The sequence below is a fragment of the Microcystis sp. LE19-195.1E genome, assembly GCF_027532095.1.
GTDB lineage: Bacteria > Cyanobacteriota > Cyanobacteriia > Cyanobacteriales > Microcystaceae > Microcystis > Microcystis aeruginosa.
Genome location: NZ_JAPZSZ010000160.1, coordinates 1 through 18,859 on the forward strand (window position 1 = coordinate 1; position 18,859 = coordinate 18,859).

Below are 18,859 nucleotides of genomic sequence, written 5' to 3' on the forward strand. Positions count from 1 at the left end.
CATTACGGGACAAAGGGTTAACCTCGATTGATGATTTTCCTTGATCTATCTGGGTTTCAGCGATTTTGGGCTTCTCGAAGTAAATCCCAAGCGGGGATTGGAGTTGAGGCTTTTCTCGATTTGTTTTTTGTCTAAGTCCCAATAGGCACTCATGCACTCTTGCAATAGGCACTCTTGCAATAGGCAGCTTTATTCTCCCCACTTCCCCACTTCCCCACTTCCCCACTTCCCCACACCCCACACCCTACACCCTACACCCTACTTCCCCACTTCCCCACACCCCACACCCCACACCCCACACCCCACACCCTACACATAATTACTGAGGAACCATTGGGTATTAAAAGCTCGATCGCAGGATATTTCTAGTAATCTTATCCCTGATTCCGGCAAAACTGCGATTTTTTCCTGAAAATCAGTCCAATCGCTGATTAAATGGTAATCAATACCGTAGGTGCGACAGAGTTGGCAAAAGTCGATATTTTGGGGAGTGGCAAAAAATTCTTCAAAGGGAGGGTCAAATTTGGCGATCGGCAACATCTGGAAAATGCCTCCCCCCTTGTTATTGATTAAAATTATGGTCAAGGAGCCAACAAAATATTTTTTGATTAAAAAACCATTTGTGTCGTGTAATAGGGCTAAATCTCCCGTTAATAGCAGACTAGGGACATTTTTATAAGCTATTCCTATCGCAGTGGAGAGGTTGCCGTCGATGCCATTGGCCCCGCGGTTAAAATAGGGACGAATTTGGCGATCGCTAGGCGGGTTAAAAAACTCGGCATAGCGAACAGGCATACTATTAGAGATAAAGATCGGGGTGCGGGGGGGGAGGTATTGGGAGAGCAGCCAGGGGATTTTACCTTCAATCAGTTTAGTTTCTGCTGCCAAAAGGCGATCGATTTTAAATCTGGCTTGCTGGTCGAATTTTTGCCATAATTGCCGATATTCTCGATTATTATCGGTTTTATCTGGGAATAGATCCCCTAATTGCTCGATATTTACCCTGAGATGTCCGGTTTTTCCCTGTAGAGGATCGTAATTATCGGGATGGGGATCGATAATCCAGCGCGGACAGTCGATTTCTTCTAACCAGGTCCGTAATTCTTTGCTGGTGGGTAATTCGCCAATTTGCAGGACAACATCGGGGGTTAATTGGGTCCTAAGGGCAGGATTCCGCAATAATAAATCATAGGTGGTGATGAGATGGGGATTTAACCCTGCATAGTTTCGCAGAGGAGATAAAGCTTCCGCTAAGATGGGATATTGTTGCGATCGGGCTAAATCAGCGATCGCCTGACAGTAACTTTCAGGGTTTTGCGGGGAAGCTAATCCCGCGATGATAATTCCTTTGGAGGGTAAAGAATTAATTTGGAGAATTGAGTGGTTAATTGGCATATTTTGCCGAGATATATGGCTAAAAAAAGCCTCTTGGTCAAAATTAGCCTCTAAATTGTTAATTTCTAGATCGGGAGTTGGTGCGAGGGGATCCCGAAATGGTAAGTTCAGATGCACCACTCCGGGGACAGGATCGAGACAGCGCCACCACGCGTGGATGATAGTTTGACGGAGATAGCGTAAACGCTCGATATTGGCACTAGGACAGCTAATTTCCGCTTGCCAATTTGGATAATTACCGTAGAGTTTGACTTGATCGATAGTCTGACCGGCGTGAGCATGACGCAATTCTGGGGGGCGATCGGCGGTTAGAATTAATAAAGGGACATGACTTTCTTTTGCTTCAATGACTGCGGGATAAAAATTAGCCGTGGCAGTGCCAGAAGTGCAGACTAAAACCACCGGTTGATATAATTGTTTGGCTAATCCCAGGGCAAAAAAGGCGGCCGAGCGCTCGTCTAAGATGGGAATAGCTTCAATCTGGGGATGTCTTGCCAAGGCTACCGTTAAAGGAGTCGATCGCGATCCGGGAGAAACCACCCCTATCTTCAATCCCAAACGGGCCAATGTTTCGACTAAAATAGAACCCCAAAGTGTATTAAGATTGCGAAAATCGATCGACATTTATCAGTTCAGTGCAAAGGTTAGGGAACAATAAGATAAATTTAACATTGGCTGGAACCGGCCAAGAATAAGTTATTCCTGAGTCAGCGATGCAGAAGTTACTAAAAGAGGGCGAAGGCAATTAGTCCCTACAATAATATTATTGCGCCAATGGTAAGGGCGCATCGCCTGCGTCCAAAATGTCCTATAGATATTTCGACCAAATTGAGATGCACCCAGTTTTCAAGTTCCCTATAGCCAAAGCAAACTAACATCAATAGGTTTTGAAAATTTTCCCTTATGATCCTGATTACAGACCAAATTTACCAGCGTATTTTCACCCACGCAGAATCCACCTATCCCGAAGAATGTTGTGGGTTACTCTTGGGAAAAATTACCGAAACCGCAGCCCAAGTGATCACCGTGCAAACCACAGAAAATAACTGGTCAGGTAATAGGAAAAACCGCTTTAGTATTGCGCCAGAAGTGCTTTTACAAGCTCAAAAATCGGCGCGGGAAAACCAGCTAGAAATTATCGGTATCTATCATTCCCATCCCGATCATGCCGCCATTCCCTCGGAAATCGATCGCCAATTAGCCTGGTCAGGATATACTTATTTAATTGTCTCCGTCGTTTCAGGACGAGCGATCGATTTACAAGCTTGGCAACTGGACGAAGGCGAACAATTTCAACCGGTAAAAATATTGTAGTCTTCTATGACTAGCGCTTCCCCTGCTTTCCACCTACCTGCAATTGATTTAATTGGGATAGGTCCCCTGTGGACAGGTTTTAGCCAACCTGGTTTTTACCCCGATCCTTCCGGGGCAAAAGTGCAGTGCCATGGACGATTATTATGGTTAGGAATAGGTTGCATCCGTGGGACGGAGAAAGCGGTCATAGATAGGGCAATTAGGGATGTTTTTAAGCGTTATCACCTCTCTTTAGCCGCTATTGCTGGTATCGCCACCCTTGACATCAAAGCTAATGAACGGGGTTTAATTGCCTATTGTCAAGAGCAAGGATTGCCACTAAAAACCTTTACTGCTGAGGAGTTGAGAGATATTAATGTCCCCAATCCCTCGGCTATTGTCAACAAGAAAGAAGGAACCCCTAGCGTCGCTGAAGCTGCCGCTTTAAAAATGGGCGATACTTTGCTAGTAAGCAAGCAAATAGAAGCCAAATCGGTGACGGTGGCGGTTTCTTTGGCAGCAAGGGAATATAGAGGATAACAAATCGATGCTTAAACAGGTTTTATTTCTTAGTAATGGTCATGGCGAGGATTTAAATGCTAGTTTAATTCTGGGGGAATTACAAAAAATTCAGCCCCAATTATCTATAGCTGCTTTGCCTTTAGTGGGAGAGGGAAAAGCTTATCAAAAATTGCCAGTACCAATTATTGCCCCCACTGCCACTATGCCATCGGGGGGAATTATTTATACCAATCCTTTGAATTGGATTAAGGATATTGGTGCGGGATTAATTAGTCTAACTATTCAGCAAATTCAGGCAGCTTTTAAAGTTAGCAAGGATTGTGATTTATTGATAGCAGTGGGGGATATCGTGCCGATTGCGATCGCTCGTTTAACCGGTCGTCCCTTTGTGGCTTTTATTGTTTCTACTTCCAGTTATTACGAAGGCACAATTAAATTACCTTTACTCACGGAATTATGTTTAAGATCAGACAAGTGTTTAAGGGTTTTCACTAGGGATAAATATACAGCAACAGACCTAGAAAATCGGGGTATTAAAAAAGCGATTTTTGCTGGTTATCCGATTATGGATGTCTTAACACCAACGGGTAAAGATTTAGAATTAGATAGTCAAATTCCCATGATTGCTTTATTAGCGGGGAGTCGTTTACCCGAAGCTTTGAGTAATTTGGCTTTACAGTTACAAGTCTGTGAGGAAATAGTTAAAATTAAACCGATGCAGTTTCGGGCTGCTATCATTCCTAGTATCAGAGAAACCGACTTAGAAAATTTAGCTAAACAAGAGGGATGGCATTATTTAGGAGCGGGAAAATTAGAGAAAAATGGGGCTTTATTGTGCTGTTATCGTGATGCTTTTGCCGATATTATACACCATTGTGACGCTTGTTTAGCCATGGCGGGGACAGCAGTAGAACAAGCGGTGGGATTAGGAAAACCCGTCCTACAAATACCCGGATTTGGTCCCCAATTTACCTATCCTTTTGCCGAGGCACAAATGCGCTTATTAGGGGAATCGGTGATAACTATTGGACAGAAACCCACGGAGGTAAATTTATTTAAAAATGCCGCAGTTAAAATTATTGATATTTTGGCAGATTCTCGTTATTTACACAGATGTTTAGAAAATGGCAAAATTAGAGTGGGAGAGTCCGGAGGTAGCAGAAATATTGCCGAGGAAATTTATAGCATTTTTCAAAAGTAATGGCAGAGATAGTTATACTAAATCCGTTGAGTATAGGCTACATATCAGGAGAGGCAATAAATAATCAGTCTTTAATAACCAGATTTAGGATTAAAATAAAATTATTGTACTATCATTACTCCCAGGGATGTTACCAAAATGTCTAACGAAACCGTTACTTATAGTCTTGAATCCGTCCTCAAGGAAATCAAAGACAGCATCAAGGAAGTTAACCAAAAAATCGATACCTTCCAACAGGATGTTAACCAGAAATTTGACAGCCTACAGAAGGATTTTAACCAGAAATTTGACAGCCTACAGAAAGATGTTAACCAGAAATTTGACAGCCTACAGAAGGATTTTAACCAGAAATTTGATAAAATCGACGAACGGTTAACTAAGCTAGAGGTAGGACAAGCAAAACTAACTGAGAAAGTCGATGGGATGGATAGAAGACTAGAAAAGGTGGAAGGAACCCAAAAAAATCAAGTTTGGACGTTAATTATCCTTTTAGGAGGAGCGATCGGGACGGCAGCGTGGCGCTCTTTCTTTTCTGGTAATCCTTAGAAATATTAGCATAAGACTAAATCCTAGGCAATAGGTAATCAGTTTTTAATAACCAGATTTAGGATTAAAATAAAATTATTGTACTATCATTACTCCCAGGGATGTTACCAAAATGTCTAACGAAACCGTTACTTATAGTCTTGAATCTGTCCTCAAGGAAATTAAAGACAGCATCAAGGAGGTTAACCAAAAAATCGATACCTTGCAAAGAGATGTCACCCAAAAAATCGATACCTTGCAACAGGATGTTAACCAGAAATTTGACAGCCTACAGAAGGATTTTAACCAGAAATTTGACGGACTACAGAAAGATTTTAACCAAAAAATCGATACCTTGCAACAGGATTTCAACCAGAAATTTGACAGCCTACAGAAAGATTTTAACCAGAAATTTGACGGACTACAAAAGGATGTTAACCAGAAATTTGACGGACTACAGAAGGATCTTAACCAGAAATTTGAGAAAATTGACGAACGGCTAACTAAGCTAGAAGTAGGACAAGCAAAACTAACTGAGAAAGTCGATGGGATGGATAGAAGACTAGAAAAGGTGGAAGGAACCCAAAAAAATCAAGTTTGGACGTTAATTATCCTTTTAGGAGGAGCGATCGGCACGGCAGCGTGGCGCTCTTTCTTTTCTGGCAATCCCTAGAAATATTACTATAATTTCTCACTTTAGGGTAGTTATGAGGGGAAATTAGCAGATGTCAAACTCAGGTTAAAAATAAGGGATATTTAACCCATCCTACCGATAATTATGCTTTCCTCAACCATCTTTTTAACAATCGCCACAATGCCACTATTATCCCCCCAATTAAAACTAAAGGAAACTTAACCACCCCCAGAAAGAAAGCAACGATTAAGGGATATTTTCGGGTTTCTAATTGCCGAATTTCATCATCGCACTTTTGAACATCCGCTGCTAACCCCAATGCTTGATATAATTCCCGCGACTGAAGAAATGCTTCTTTCGCTTCCGATATACGTTTGAGTTTATAGTAGGTAAGTCCCAGATTAAACCAAGCATTCGCTTCACCCCCCCGATCACCGATTTCCCGTTTGATTGCTAAGGATTGTTGATGAAATTCGATCGCTTTTTGGTATTCTCCTAGGGAATAGTAAACATTGCCTAAACCCATGTAGGAATTCGCTTCACCCCCCCGATCACCGATTTCCCGTGTGATTGCTAAGGACTGTTGATGAAACTCGATCGCTTTTTGGTATTCTCCAAGGGAAGAGTAAACATTGCCTAAATTATTGTAGGAAGACGCTTCACCCCCCCGATCACCGATTTCCCGTGTGATTGCTAAGGACTGTTGATAAAACTCGATCGCTTTTTGGTATTCTCCTAGGGAATCGTAAACATTGCCTAAATTATTGTAGGAATACGCTTCACCCCCCCGATCACCGATTTCCCGATCGATTGCTAAGGACTGTTGATGAAACTCGATCGCTTTTTGGTATTCTCCTAGGGAATTGTAAACATTGCCTAAACTGGTGAGGGATGCGGCATAATTCCAGTTGGTTTGCTCCTCCTGTTGTTGGTAAACAGTGACTAATTCAAGGTAATAATCGGCCCGGGTTTGATAATACCCCCGTCGGGTGATAAAATCATCGATAGCACGGAGAATATCAAAAGCATTGTCGTACTCGGTTAACTGATAGCGATGATAGAAAATTTCTAGGTAAGGTTGCACATCGTTGAGGATTTCCCAGGAGTCGGGTTGAGCAATAGAAAGATAATAGGCGATCGCTTTTTGGTGTAATTCCCTTTGATCACCGGCTTTGTATTGTGCATATTCCCAAACTAAAGGCTGAAAACTAAAAATTCGCTGGCGATTTTCCTCTTTTTCTTCTAATAATGATCGTCGCTGTAATTCTCGCAAATCTGCCGTGATCTCGGATAGTGCGATCTCTGGGTAATTATCCATCACCGCTTTGGCTGCCGGAGAATCAAATTCTCGGCGATAAATGCTGGTTTTAGTGAATAATTCCTGCTGTCTTTGGCTAAGTCGCTGAAAACTAGCATCTAAAACTAAAGCAATTCCCACTGTCTCTTGACGATGACTCCCCACCACCTGCGGATCGCTCAAAAGTTGCGATAAATTTCCTAATCCTAAATCCGCTAACCTTTCTAAACTGGGGTTTTGCGGAAATTCGGCTAAGATTAAATCCGCCACCAATCGCAGGAGTAATGGATGACCATCCACCCGTCGAGAAAAGTTCTCTAGATCCCCTGTTATTTGCGATTCCGCTAACAATTGCGCCCCTTCAGGAGGTTTCAAACCTTTTAGCTCAATCCAACGGTTAAAACCCTTAGTTTTTGGCTTTTCTCTGGTGGTGACTATAATTTTGCTAGTGTCACCTTTTTCTATCCAAGCAGTGAAAAACTGCTGATAAAATTCATTATTCCAAGAACCATCTTCCCCTAATAAACTCTCTAGATTATCGATAATAATTAGGTGGCGATGGCGTTGCAATTGTCTGATTAAAGCTTCCTGTAAATCTTTTTCTTTTTTGGGGACGGGATAACCAAAGTCCGTCAGGAATTGGCGAGCTAAACCACTAAATCCGCCCAGATTTCCCGCTTCCCACCAAAAGCGTTTTGGGAATAAATCTTCATCGTCTCCTAGGGAAGGATCGAGGGTAATTTTCTCTTCAAAAATTTTACTGGCTAGGGTAGATTTTCCAATTCCTCCAACTCCTTTGATGCCAATCATCGCAACATTTGGATCAGTAAACCACTGCTTAATTTGGGTGATTTCCTCCTCCCTTCCCTGCCAATGGACGAGACTTTTTCGAGCATCTCCTCCCTTGAAAGTACTCCTTTGACTACTGCGATTATTTTCTATTGCGTCTGCTTTTGCGTGCAGATCCGCCAGTCATTCAGGAGGGATTCCTAGATTTAAATTACCCTTAACTTCTTGAATGTTCAATTGTTGTTTAATATCTTTGTTAATTTGCGTACCAATTTGAGTTTTCGTTTCTGTTTGATTCTGATTAATTGTCATAATTTGTTGTGCTAGGGTTTGGATTTCTTGGGCAAAATTGGGGTCTTTGAGCATTTCTACCTGTAAAAAAGGAACCACTTGCTGTTCAATCATCGCCTCGGATTTGGTTTGTTCGGCTGCCGCTAAAACCTGAGCGGCGGCGGGTTCCTTTTGTAACTTTTGCTTAATTTTTTGCCACAATTCTACACCTTTATCCATGGCTGCTTCCGTTAATTTACCGATAACAGCTTCAAAGGCGATTTTAGCGATTTCGGCGGCGGCTAATTCGGCTAACATAATTATCAATTGTGAGAATTTTTCGCCATTCTAGCACAACGGCAACAGCAGTTGTGGACGGTTTAAATGTTTGGTTTACTGTTCAAAAAGTAAAAAACAAAACTCTGATATCGTTGCCACAACAGGATTGAGATTAGGGCGAAGCGGACGCGCTGGTAAGCTAAGACATATTTAGGGTTTGCGGCAAAAAGTACGGGCGAAGCATTCGGATAGAAAATCTCCGGTTTCACCGATAGGTTATTGCCCGAATGCTTCGCCCCTACAGGACGCGGGCCGATGAAGACGCAAAAATCTTGCACCTGTTTCGCTCGTAAAGCCACAAAACCCCTACCTTGCCTACATTTCACATTTATTCAGCAAACCCTATTTAAACTGCTTATTCTTAGATTAGCCGAATCTCCTCCAATTCCTTTACTGTTGCCTCTTGCCTCGTCTCAACAAGCAATTTAAATTACGAACAGCTTATTAATGCTTGAGCAGCCCTCAGAAGCCCTTTTATTGAAGCCCGTTATTCCCTAAAGTCGTTGACAATAAAGCTATAGACAAACTTAAACCGTTAGATTGCAAGAGTAGAAAAAGTAGTAAAATAGTTCAATACCCGTAAAACATGAACAAAACATGACTACTCTATTGCAAAAAGCATTCACAGAAATCCAGAAACTGCCAGAGCATCTTCAAGATGAACTTGCTCAACAATTGCTGGAAGATATTGAAGGTGAATTAAAATGGCAGAAAAGCCTTTCCAACGAGGATCTGGAATTGGGAGCTTTAATAACAATGGCACAGGAAGCTCTGATAGAAGAACAAGAGGGGAGAACAGAAGATAAAGGCTTTGGGGAAGAATGAAGTCATCCAGAACCAAGAGGTTTCGTCAACTTTTTCTAAGTTTGCCGCAAAGGGTACAAGAAACAGCCAAGAAAAATTACCAGATTTGGAAAGAAAATCCATTTCACCCCAGCCTAGAGTTCAAAGAGGTGAAACCAAGAGAAAAAATCTGGTCAGTCAGAGTCGGCATTGGATGGCGAGCATTAGGGATTAAGAATTCAGAGGAAGAAAAGATAGTTTGGTTCTGGGTTGGATCGCACTCCGAGTATGACAAGATTCTAGGTAAGAATTAGAAGCGATCTAACAAATCACTGCACCCGACCTTATGCTAAAGTTATCTAAATCATCCCAAGTCATTGGCGGCGGGTGATGGGCAACGTTAGACCTACACCCTCTGATTGTTAACGATGACTATAATCCTAGAGAGGATTCTTTTTTTCCTATCACTGCATAGAAGGGATCAGCAACCATAATTCCTAACATTTGCAGGAAACTGGGGGTAGTAGCAGGACGAACGATCGCCTGTACTTCCCTAAATCCCGCCACCGATTTAAAATAGGATTTCACTAGGGCCACCCGGCCTAAATCGCTATGATCGCGCCAAGCAGCGATCGCTTTTTGGTAAAACATCCGATTGGAAAAACTGACCACCACCAGACCATTAGGCTTTAAAATGCGATACAGTTCCGCAAAAATCGCCTCTGGATACTGCAAATACTGCACCGATACTGTGATTAACACCGCATCAAAAGAACTATCCTCTAGGGGCAATTTTGGCTGTGCATTCAGGTCTTGGACAAAATAACTATGCAAGCGGGGATTTTTGGCTAACTCCTCCCCATTCATCCCGTGACCTTCGATATGCTCAAATTCCATCTCCTCCGGTAAATGGGACACCCAGCTGCTCATCAGGTCTAAAATGCGTGTATTCGGCGATAATATCTCTCGGTAGAGAGCGGTTAATCGATCGATAAAACCCTCATCCACGTGGGTGACGAAGCGGGGAAAAGCATAAAAATCGCTGTCTTTGGTCGGATCGAGTTTAGTTCTTTCTTCGGGTCGGAGCATTTTTGTCAAGTTAATTTTACTATTTTTAACATAGCCCAGAGACAGAAAAAAGGGTTAACCGAACTGGTCAAAGTTAGATGGCACAAAGAAGACGATACCCTGAACCCAGGCCAAAGATTTACACCTCATCTCGACCTACTCCAGATAACTGAGTATGTCAAGTGTTGGATATTCCCTTAGAATGTAAAATGTAAAGACTGTAGATACATAAGGTTAATTCATGTTTTGGGCCGACAAAATTGCTGCGGATGCACAAATAAACCAAGTTGTCAACGATTCAAAAACACCGTCTGGAAGAGTTCATGTTGGATCGTTGAGAGGGGTTGTGATCCATGATGTGATTGATCGAGCCTTGAAACATGGTGGTAAATCATCGAAATTCCTCTATGGTGTTGATGATTATGATGCACTTGATACTGTTCCCCATTATCTCGATCGAGAGAAGTTTGCACCTTACTTAGGGTTTCCCCTTTGCAATGTCCCTTCACCGGACAATAGTGCCAGCGATTATGCAAAGTACTTCATGGGGGAGTTTCTAGAGGTTTTCGAGCATTTGGGGGTTAGACCAGAGGTTTACTACTTGCGTGATCTATACCGCTCAGGTCGCTTGAATTCCTACATTGATACCTTCCTCAAAAACGCTCATTTGGTCAGAGAAGCCTATCTAGAGGTAAGCAAAGCGCGTCGGCCAGATAACTGGTATCCCTTTCAGATCGCTTGTGAAAATTGCGGCAAGATTGCAACAACGGTTGTGTCAGATTATAACGGGTCAGAAGTTTTCTACACTTGCAAACCTGATGCAACGGATTGGGTTCAAGGTTGTGGTCATTCAGGCTGGGTTTCTCCTTTTGATGGCAATGGTAAATTACCTTGGAAAGTTGAGTGGGTGGCAAAGTGGGATCTATTGGGAATCACCATTGAGCTTGCGGGTAAAGATCACTCCCAGAAAGGAGGATCTAGAGATGTTGCGAATGCAATTTGTCGAAAAGTGCTACGAAAACAGCCACCTTTCCATTCACCCTACGAATTCATTTTGGTCAATGGCACGAAGATGAGTTCATCAAAGGGGGTTGGTTCAAGCGCCAAAGAAATCGCTGAGTTACTTCCTCCTGAGCTACTTCGATTTTTAATGCTACGAACTCAGCCTAAGACGGTTATTAACTTTGCGCCCAATTATGAAACGACAACCAGGCTATTTAGAGACTACGATTCTCTAGCTGATAAGTATCAAGCTTTATCAGCAGATGCCCAGCAAGAATCTGCTTTGCCTGAAGAGTTAATGCCATTGTTTTACTCTCAACTTGATGGAGCAATTAAGCCTTACCATCCTGTTGATCTCAGCACGCTGATTTCTTTACTGCAAGTGCCTCACCTCGATATTCGTCAAGAGATTGAAAAACGTAGTACTCAGGCTTTAAGCGAATATGATTGGCAAATTGCCAATCAAAGGATTTCAGTTGCCCAAAAATGGTTGGCGGACTATGCTGACGAAGAAGAGAAATTGGTTCTTTATCTTGACAGGGTTCCTGAGAAAGTTAGGGACTTGACTCAAGAGCAGGTTGCTTATCTCAGACAGCTAACTCATAGCTTGACAGATGTTAAGGTTTGGGAAGCTGACGAATTGCAAACAACTTTATTTGCAACAGCAAAAGAGTTAGAAATGCAGCAACCCCTTGCATTTAAAGCTGTTTATTTATCGTTCTTAGGTAAAGAGCGTGGGCCAAAAGCTGGAGCTTTGCTGTCATATTTAGAGCGGGATTTTGTGATTACTCGTCTTCAAGATGTTGTGCAAATAAATGAATCTCAGCTTGCTCTTATTTCTGAATAGACAGAAAAAAGGGTTAACCGAACTGGTCAACCCCTAGGCTTGGGAACGCGCTGTAAATCTTAGCTTTGAACGACTAGCTTAACGTTAGCGTTTTGCAGACCGCGCTGTTTCACTTCGGATAGGGTTTTGTTCACAGCGTATTTTTGGTTGATCGAGTTGATCAATTCGGTTTGATTGTGTTTTTTGGCTACACCCCAGAGGTCAGCGATTAAATCGAAACTGCCGTCGGTATTGCGGGACCAACCGAGATCATATTCGCCATCGAGAACAGCAACGATGTCGGAGCGAACCCGTTGACCGTTGTAACCACGAACATCAGCTTCGGTTTTTACGCTAATACCGAGGTCGCGGAGAGAAGCTTTGAGGATTTCGGCATCGGTGATTTTGGTCCGGAGAGTGCTAAAATGAGACATTGGAATTTCCTCTTTGTAGATAAGAATCAACAACAACAGATTGAGAGTTAAAGAGTGCCGCCAAGCGGCTTTTCGAGGCATTGCTAGTCCCTGAGAACTAGCCTTTCATCCCGTTGGGAGCGGGCGAAAGTCTGTTAGAACTCCAATCGCTGGTACTCAGCGACGGAGGCCGAAGCAGGTCGGGCGCGTTGTCTGGCCCAATCACGCAGGGCAGTTACCTGTTCGGTCATGGTGCGAGATAGGGGCAGAGTCGCCTTAATCGCCGCAATAATGTCCAATTGCGTGAATTCGCGATCTTGGGCGAAGGCCTCATACATGGCGGCAATCAGCGCCTGTTCTATTTCCGCACCGGAAAACCCATCGGATACCTTGGCTAACTGCTCCAAATCGAAGCGAGAAATGTCGGAGCGTCGTTTAGTCAGGTGAATATTAAAGATATCTTGTCTTTCTTCGGAATTGGGCAAATCGACAAAGAAGATTTCATCGAAGCGCCCCTTGCGGAGAAATTCCCCGGGTAGCCGTTCAATCCGGTTAGCTGTGGCCATAACGAAGACGGGTGAGGTTTTTTCCTGCATCCAAGTCAGGAAGGAGCCGAAGATGCGGCTAGAGGTTCCCCCATCGGAATCGGCGGATCCTGTGCCACCGGCAAAAGCTTTATCTAATTCATCGATGAACAGAATGGCTGGAGAGATGGATTCGGCAGTTTTTAGGGCATTACGCAGGTTAGCCTCAGACCGTCCCACCATGGAACCATCGTAAACCCGTCCCATATCTAAGCGCAGGAGCGGTAAACTCCAGAGGCGCGAGGTGGTTTTAGCGATTAAGGACTTACCACAGCCGGGTACTCCTAAAATTAGCATTCCTTTCGGTTGCGGGAGTCCGTAACCTCTGGCTCTTTCTGTAAAGGCGTTCGATCGCTGTTTTAACCATTTTTTTAATTCTTCCAGACCACCGACGGCGTTGATGGTCTCGTCTTCTTCAACGTATTCTAAAATTCCGTTGCGGCGAATCAGTTGTTTTTTCTCGGAAAGGACGATTTCTACCTCGTCTTCCGTCAATTTGTTCGCTTTTACATGGGCTTTGCGGTAAACTTTTTCGGCTTCATCTTTGGTTAAGCCTAAGGCCGCTTTCAGGAGTTTTTCCCGGACCTCTGTGGTGGTACGACGATTTTGATTTTTGCCTAGGTGTTGCGAGAGAACTGTATCTAACTCTCCCATGTCCGGCAGGGGAAAATCTAGAACTACTACGTCTTTCTCTAGTTCTATGGGGACTTCTTGCAGGGGAGACATTAAAATAATGATTTTTTCGGTTCCTTTAAAGCTTGCGATCGCATCTCTTAACCAGCGAGTCACCGGAGCAGAAGTGATGAACGGATGCAGGTCTTTAAAGATGTAGATGCCCGCTTCCCGTTGACGCACTACCCATTCGATCGCCGCTTCTGGCGACACGGTATTATGTTGACTGGTTTGGCGCGGTTGACCTAGTTCGATCATGCCGTGGGTGACAGTCCAGACAAACACCCGTCGATGTTGTGTATTTAGTTGGGCTATTTTGCTGATGGCTTCTTCCGCCCTTTCCTCCTCGGAGGTGACGAGGTAAATCAGGGGATACTGAGCCTTGACGAGAATTTCTAGCTCTTCTTTCATAACATCGACCCTATTTGTGGTAACGGTTTTGACCTTGGGCGGCTACCGAGAGTTTAGCAGGGAACTAAGGCTGCTTCTCCCTCTGCGGTTCCTTGAGCACCAACGGGTTCGGGAACTTCGAGCGGGAACTCGTCGCCGACTATTCCGGGCTGGCGTTTGATTGACCTTAGCCGATCTTCTTTCATCACTAAGGCGGCATCACACTCGGGACAGACATGAACCTGATAGGTTTTGCCATAGGCGGCGGCTTCGATTTCTTCTACCTTTTCGGGGTATTTTAGGTAGAAAGCGATCGCTTTTTCCACCAGCCCTGACATCGATTCTTCATCGATTGCGGCTCTTATTTTTAGTTGACGATGGACTCCAGGGGGAAGGTACAGTGTGACTTTTTGCTTGTCTTGCATATCACTAAATTGGTTTACCCGGGTATGTGTCCTTACTATAACCACTGTCTTTCCCTCCTGTCAAGATGGTAAGCTGTCATAACAGCATAATTGTAACATTTCTTTACAATTGTTGGAGAAGTGGGGAAGTGGGGTGTAGGGTGTGGGGTGTAGGGTGTGGGGTGTGGGGTGTGGGGTGTGGGGTGTGGGGAAGTGGGGTGTAGGGTGTGGGGTGTAGGGTGTGGGGAAGTGGGGAGAAAAAAGCTGTCTCCTGTCTCCTGTCTCCTGTCTCCTGTCTCCTGTCTCCTGTCTCCTGACTCGGAGAATACTGACTCCTGAATTGAGCAAACCCTAATTACTATTGATGCGACTTAAAAAGGCTTGTAAGCGCTCGCTGTGGGGATTATTAAAGAAGGTGTCGGGATCACCTGCTTCTTCGATGACACCTTGATTAAAGAACAAAACCTTGTTAGAGACCTCCTTAGCGAACTGCATTTCGTGGGTGACGACTACCATAGTCATCCCCTCATCGGCCAATTGACGCATAACGTTTAACACTTCCCCGACTAATTCCGGATCCAGGGCCGAAGTGGGTTCATCAAATAAAATCACCTCTGGTTTCATGCAGAGACTGCGAGCGATCGCCACCCGTTGTTTTTGTCCTCCCGATAATTGGTCGGGATAAACATCGGCTTTTGGGGCCAATCCCACCTTTTCCAGATAATGAATTGCGGTCTCTTTAGCCTCATTTTCCGAGTGGTGTAACACTTGCTTGGGGGCCAACACCAAGTTTTGTAAAACGGTGAGATGGGGAAAAAGATTAAAGTGTTGAAACACCATACTTACCCGGCTGCGTAAGTTGCGGAGGACCGATTGATTTAACTTCGGGGAAGAGATGTCAATCCCCATCACCTCCAAGCGGCCGCCGTTAATTGTTTCCAAACGATTGAGACAGCGTAAAAAGGTACTTTTGCCGCAGCCAGAGGGACCGATTACCGATACCACATCCCCTTGATAAAGAGTGCCTGTAACTCCTTTAAGTACCTCTAAAGAGCCGTAACTTTTGCGTAAACCTTCACTGACAATCACAGGGGTAGTAGTGGTCATGATATCCTCTCGTAAAAAATTTTACATTCTGTCTGTACAAAGGTATCGAGATTAGTTTCTGCCAGATTGTATCCTTGACGACATTTTATCAAGAGGAATAATCATAATACTCAAATAGTCTCTCTACATCTGTCTTGGGTGGGAAGTAGGACGAAATTACTAACTTAGTTGAGCGAAAAAATCAAGGAGAAACAATTAAAAAATGATTAAATTTTGGCGAGGGCGGGCGGTACAGAGAGTTATCTTTGCCTTGTTAGGATTAGTCTTGGCGCTTGGATTAACTGTTATTCCGGCTTTTTCTCAGACCCCTCCTAATCCTTTTCGAGTAGCAACGGAAGCAACTTTTCCGCCCTTTGAATTCCAACAAGGGGGACAATTAACTGGGTTTGATATCGATTTAATGCGAGCGATTGGCAAGGAAGCCGATCTCAACATTGACTTTAGAAATTTACCCTTTGATGGCATTATTCCGGCTCTACAAGCGAGAACAGTGGAAGCCGCTATTAGTGGCATGACTATCACCGCCGAACGCGCCCAAGCGATTTCTTTTTCTCGACCTTATTTTAGGGCTGGTTTAGCGATCGCTGTTCGGGAAGATAATAAGACGATTAAAAATTTTGAAGACTTAAAAGGCAAAAGAATTGCCGTCCAAATTGGCACTACGGGAGCCTTAGAAGCGACAAAAATACCGGGGGCAACAGTTAGTCAATTTGACTCGGCGGCTTTAGCTTTGCAGGAATTAATTAATGGTCGAGTTGAGGCGGTAGTTAACGATAAACCCGTGACTTTGTATGCAATTAAACAAGCGGGTTTACGGGGAGTAAAAGTAGTCGGAGAATTATTAACGGAAGAATTCTATGGCATTGCTTTACCCAAAAATTCCCCCTATCTCCAGTTAATTAATGATGCTCTCGGTCGAGTCATAGAAAGTGGTCGGTACGATGCTATTTTTCGGCAATGGTTTGGAGAAAAACCGCCAGAATTACCCTTAGTTGCCCCAGCTTTAAATAATTTACAGGAATCAAGTTTTAACTGGGGAGAATTATTCTATAACCTGATTGTGAAAGGGGTTCCCTGGACAATTCTGTTAACGGTTCTGTCTTTTCTGTTCGGGTTAATCGGCGGAACTTTAGTGGCCATTGCCCTGATTTCTCCCTACAAATGGTTAAAAATAATTTGCCGCATTTATGTGGATTTCTTTCGGGGAACACCGATGCTGGTGCAATTATTCTTGATCTATTTTGGTTTGCCAGGGTTGTTCCGAGAAATTGGCTTAAATATCGACTTAGATCGTTTACCGGCGGCCCTATTTGCCCTAAGTTTAAATGTGGCGGCCTATTTAGCTGAAATTATGCGCGGCGGTATTCAATCGATCGATAATGGTCAATGGGAAGCTTGTTCTAGTCTAGGAATGTCCCCAGTGCAAACCATGCACGAGGTGATTTTTCCCCAAGCTTTTCGCCGGATGTTGCCACCCTTGGGGAATGAATTTATCACCCTAATTAAAGATACCAGTTTAGCGGCAGTAATCGGTTTTGAAGAGTTATTCCGGCAAGGTCAGTTAATGGTAGCCACTACCTATAAAGCTTTCGAGATTTATATCGCTGTTGCTTTAGTTTATTTGGTTTTAACTACCCTTTCCTCCGTGGTATTTAAGCGCTTAGAGATTTATATGGATCCCCTACATAAATCTAAACAGGAACAGAAAGCTTAGGGGCAACAGATGGGAACTGATAAGTAATAGGGCAAAATTAACTTCTTGGTTAGGATAGGCAAGAGGCAAGAGGTAGTTAAATATGTGCATTTAATTGTGTCTAGCTACTTAGGGTTTGCTGAAAAAGCTTTTCCTGGGGGCAGGGTGTGGGGTGTGGGGTGTGGGGTGTGGGGTTTTACCAGTTTTGAGGTGGCCAATTACCTAATTTTCAGGGAAAAAGTGCCTAAATTTCCCCCCGATCACTCCAATGGTAGGCACTTTTTGAGGGGAAAAAAGTCTAAAAGCCTGATCCAACAAGGTTTTTAGATTTATTCAGCCAGCCCTACTTACTAAATCGGTTTTTAATGGTATGATTGACTCCCGATCGAACTTTAAAAACCCACTTGCCACTTGCCACTTCTCAATCCCCACTTTCCTATCCTCTTTATAAATCTGGTTATTAAAAACTGATTATTTAGGGTTTGCTGAATAAATCTAAAAACCTTGTTGGATAGGGTTTTTAGACTTGTTTTCCCTCAAAAAGTGCCGACCTTTGGAGTGATTGGGGGGAAAATCCCTGGACTTTTTCCCTGAAAATTAGGTAATTGGCCACCTCAAAACTGGTAAAACCCCACACCCCACACCCCACACCCCACACCCTGCCACCACCGAAAAGCTTTTTCAGCAAACCCTATTTATTCCCCCTTTTGCATGAGTGCCTCTCCTGATATGTAGCCCATACTCAACGGATTTAGTATGATAACCGATAATTCTTTCATTGCCTTCATAAAATTTAACATTAACGCCATTTTCTCAAAAAAATCGACCCGCCTAAGGGCGGGAAAGAAAAGGAAAAAGAAAAAATAGGGAATGAGGGTAAAAAGGGAAAAAAAGGGAAAAAGGGTTACAGAGTCCTCCCAGCACCGCACACCACCCGAAAACCGCGGTTGATGTTGCTGAGGTCGTTGACGTCGCGGCGGTAGCTGCTGTAGTCGCGGAAAGCAGAACGGCAGTAAGCTGGATTGAGGAAACAAGAACCGCCCCGCGGAAGAGAACGATTATCATCCCCATTTTCTGTCCAGACACTGCCATCCGTCGGCGCACCTTCATAGTTATCGTGCCAAGTATCGGCGCACCATTCCCAGACATTGCCGTGCATATCGTACAGTCCAAAGGCGTTTGGGGGAAATTGTCCCACGGGAGTCGTTTGTTCTCGATATTCTCCTTTGGGTTCATCGGCGTAGGTATTACTGGCATTGTAGTTAGCCAATTCCCCCGTAATGGTTTCCCCAAAGTAAAATGGAGTGGTGGTTCCAGCACGACAAGCGTATTCCCATTCCGCTTCACTCGGTAATCGGTATTCCCTTCCCGTTAGTTTTGATAATCTCGCACAGAACTCGATCGCCTCGTACCATTTGACTTGTTCCACGGGACGGCGATCACTATCGGGACGGTCTTTAAAATAGGCTGGGTTGAAACCAAGGTCTTGTTTAACTTTTAAATCCGTGCGAGAGGCGATCGCTTTCCACTGGGCCTGGGTGATGGGGTATTTACCCATAAAGAAGGGTGGGACAGTTACTTCATGTTGTGGTCTTTCCTTTCTAAATCCTTCCCAATTAAATTTTTTAACCAGTCTTTCGATTTCCTCGTCT

General features: G+C 43.8%; 21 protein-coding genes and 1 pseudogene. 11 read left to right on the forward strand and 11 right to left on the reverse strand.

Translation table 11 applies throughout. The features are described from left to right. The first annotated feature begins 151 nt into the window (after positions 1 to 151). Positions 152 to 319, forward strand: a complete 168-nt coding sequence (locus tag O9300_RS09320; RefSeq protein WP_287971386.1) for a hypothetical protein — start codon at positions 152 to 154, stop codon at positions 317 to 319. Here the strand turns inward: O9300_RS09320 and menD are convergent. Continuing rightward, complete coding sequence (gene menD, locus O9300_RS09325; RefSeq protein WP_287971387.1) at positions 310 to 2,019, reverse strand: 2-succinyl-5-enolpyruvyl-6-hydroxy-3-cyclohexene-1-carboxylic-acid synthase; 1,710 nt, start codon at positions 2,017 to 2,019, stop codon at positions 310 to 312. The two genes, O9300_RS09320 and menD, sit on opposite strands and share 10 nt — an antisense overlap. A gap of 279 nt (positions 2,020 to 2,298) precedes the next feature. Between menD and O9300_RS09330 the strand changes: the two genes are divergently transcribed. The 5 genes from O9300_RS09330 (at position 2,299) to O9300_RS09350 (ending at position 5,609) form a co-directional block, all read left to right on the forward strand. Further along, positions 2,299 to 2,709 carry a M67 family metallopeptidase gene (locus O9300_RS09330; protein ID WP_002756899.1) on the forward strand — a complete coding sequence of 137 codons (411 nt, stop codon included), beginning with the start codon at positions 2,299 to 2,301 and terminating at the stop codon, positions 2,707 to 2,709. A gap of 6 nt (positions 2,710 to 2,715) precedes the next feature. Next, positions 2,716 to 3,228 (forward strand): cobalamin biosynthesis protein, encoded by a 513-nt coding sequence (locus O9300_RS09335; RefSeq protein WP_287971389.1) that lies wholly within the window; start codon positions 2,716 to 2,718, stop codon positions 3,226 to 3,228. 7 nt (positions 3,229 to 3,235) lie between these two features. Continuing rightward, the gene (locus tag O9300_RS09340; protein WP_287971390.1) at positions 3,236 to 4,411 is read left to right on the forward strand and encodes a lipid-A-disaccharide synthase-related protein; all 1,176 of its coding nucleotides are present in this window, start codon (positions 3,236 to 3,238) and stop codon (positions 4,409 to 4,411) included. A gap of 138 nt (positions 4,412 to 4,549) precedes the next feature. Beyond that, the gene (locus tag O9300_RS09345; RefSeq protein ID WP_147073155.1) at positions 4,550 to 4,957 is read left to right on the forward strand and encodes a DUF4164 family protein; all 408 of its coding nucleotides are present in this window, start codon (positions 4,550 to 4,552) and stop codon (positions 4,955 to 4,957) included. Positions 4,958 to 5,069: 112 nt separating this feature from the next. Beyond that, positions 5,070 to 5,609: a DUF4164 domain-containing protein gene (locus tag O9300_RS09350; protein WP_287971393.1), complete on the forward strand. Its 540-nt coding sequence runs from the start codon at positions 5,070 to 5,072 to the stop codon at positions 5,607 to 5,609. 103 nt (positions 5,610 to 5,712) lie between these two features. Here the strand turns inward: O9300_RS09350 and O9300_RS09355 are convergent. The 3 genes and pseudogenes from O9300_RS09355 to O9300_RS09365 form a co-directional block, all read right to left on the reverse strand. Then, positions 5,713 to 7,776, reverse strand: a pseudogene (locus tag O9300_RS09355) (tetratricopeptide repeat protein); the annotation flags it as partial. A 63-nt stretch (positions 7,777 to 7,839) separates the two neighbouring features. Then, entirely contained in the window at positions 7,840 to 8,244 is a 405-nt protein-coding gene (locus tag O9300_RS09360; protein WP_287971394.1) for a hypothetical protein, read from the reverse strand. A 62-nt stretch (positions 8,245 to 8,306) separates the two neighbouring features. After that, the gene (locus O9300_RS09365) at positions 8,307 to 8,564 is read right to left on the reverse strand and encodes a hypothetical protein (protein ID WP_287971396.1); all 258 of its coding nucleotides are present in this window, start codon (positions 8,562 to 8,564) and stop codon (positions 8,307 to 8,309) included. Positions 8,565 to 8,862: 298 nt separating this feature from the next. Here O9300_RS09365 and O9300_RS09370 point away from each other — a divergent pair, with 298 nt between their 5' ends. Both O9300_RS09370 and O9300_RS19465 read left to right on the forward strand, forming a co-directional pair. Beyond that, positions 8,863 to 9,090: a hypothetical protein gene (locus O9300_RS09370; protein WP_002756907.1), complete on the forward strand. Its 228-nt coding sequence runs from the start codon at positions 8,863 to 8,865 to the stop codon at positions 9,088 to 9,090. Continuing rightward, positions 9,087 to 9,362, forward strand: a complete 276-nt coding sequence (locus O9300_RS19465) for a ParE family toxin-like protein (RefSeq protein WP_012265764.1) — start codon at positions 9,087 to 9,089, stop codon at positions 9,360 to 9,362. The genes O9300_RS09370 and O9300_RS19465 overlap by 4 nt, the downstream gene beginning before the upstream one ends. A 118-nt stretch (positions 9,363 to 9,480) precedes the next feature. Here O9300_RS19465 and O9300_RS09375 read toward each other — a convergent pair whose 3' ends face one another. After that, a complete protein-coding gene (locus O9300_RS09375; RefSeq protein WP_287730584.1) occupies positions 9,481 to 10,137 on the reverse strand; it encodes a class I SAM-dependent methyltransferase in 657 nt (218 codons plus the stop codon). A 220-nt stretch (positions 10,138 to 10,357) separates the two neighbouring features. On the opposite strand from O9300_RS09375, the gene lysS reads away from it, so the two are divergent. Then, the gene (gene lysS / locus O9300_RS09380; RefSeq protein ID WP_287971397.1) at positions 10,358 to 11,965 is read left to right on the forward strand and encodes a lysine--tRNA ligase; all 1,608 of its coding nucleotides are present in this window, start codon (positions 10,358 to 10,360) and stop codon (positions 11,963 to 11,965) included. A gap of 59 nt (positions 11,966 to 12,024) precedes the next feature. Here lysS and O9300_RS09385 read toward each other — a convergent pair whose 3' ends face one another. From O9300_RS09385 to O9300_RS09405, 5 genes are all read right to left on the reverse strand, one after another. Beyond that, positions 12,025 to 12,378, reverse strand: a complete 354-nt coding sequence (locus O9300_RS09385) for a DUF1257 domain-containing protein (RefSeq protein WP_002731874.1) — start codon at positions 12,376 to 12,378, stop codon at positions 12,025 to 12,027. Between the two features lie 134 nt (positions 12,379 to 12,512). Next, positions 12,513 to 14,024 carry a stress-responsive protein Ycf46 gene (gene ycf46 / locus O9300_RS09390; protein ID WP_061430126.1) on the reverse strand — a complete coding sequence of 504 codons (1,512 nt, stop codon included), beginning with the start codon at positions 14,022 to 14,024 and terminating at the stop codon, positions 12,513 to 12,515. Between the two features lie 53 nt (positions 14,025 to 14,077). Further along, on the reverse strand, positions 14,078 to 14,428 hold the full coding sequence (locus O9300_RS09395; protein WP_012265766.1) for a slr0373 family blue light stress response protein: 351 nt from the start codon (positions 14,426 to 14,428) through the stop codon (positions 14,078 to 14,080). 60 nt (positions 14,429 to 14,488) lie between these two features. After that, on the reverse strand, positions 14,489 to 14,755 hold the full coding sequence (locus O9300_RS09400; protein ID WP_287971398.1) for a hypothetical protein: 267 nt from the start codon (positions 14,753 to 14,755) through the stop codon (positions 14,489 to 14,491). Positions 14,756 to 14,758: 3 nt separating this feature from the next. After that, entirely contained in the window at positions 14,759 to 15,514 is a 756-nt protein-coding gene (locus tag O9300_RS09405; RefSeq protein ID WP_002795444.1) for an amino acid ABC transporter ATP-binding protein, read from the reverse strand. Between the two features lie 202 nt (positions 15,515 to 15,716). On the opposite strand from O9300_RS09405, the gene O9300_RS09410 reads away from it, so the two are divergent. After that, the gene (locus O9300_RS09410; RefSeq protein WP_287971399.1) at positions 15,717 to 17,228 is read left to right on the forward strand and encodes an ABC transporter permease subunit; all 1,512 of its coding nucleotides are present in this window, start codon (positions 15,717 to 15,719) and stop codon (positions 17,226 to 17,228) included. Between the two features lie 584 nt (positions 17,229 to 17,812). Then, positions 17,813 to 17,935 carry a hypothetical protein gene (locus O9300_RS09415; RefSeq protein ID WP_287971402.1) on the forward strand — a complete coding sequence of 41 codons (123 nt, stop codon included), beginning with the start codon at positions 17,813 to 17,815 and terminating at the stop codon, positions 17,933 to 17,935. Between the two features lie 176 nt (positions 17,936 to 18,111). Here O9300_RS09415 and O9300_RS09420 read toward each other — a convergent pair. Then, positions 18,112 to 18,859, reverse strand: a 748-nt coding sequence (locus O9300_RS09420; protein WP_287971400.1) for a formylglycine-generating enzyme family protein, incomplete at its 5' end; no start/stop codon positions are given.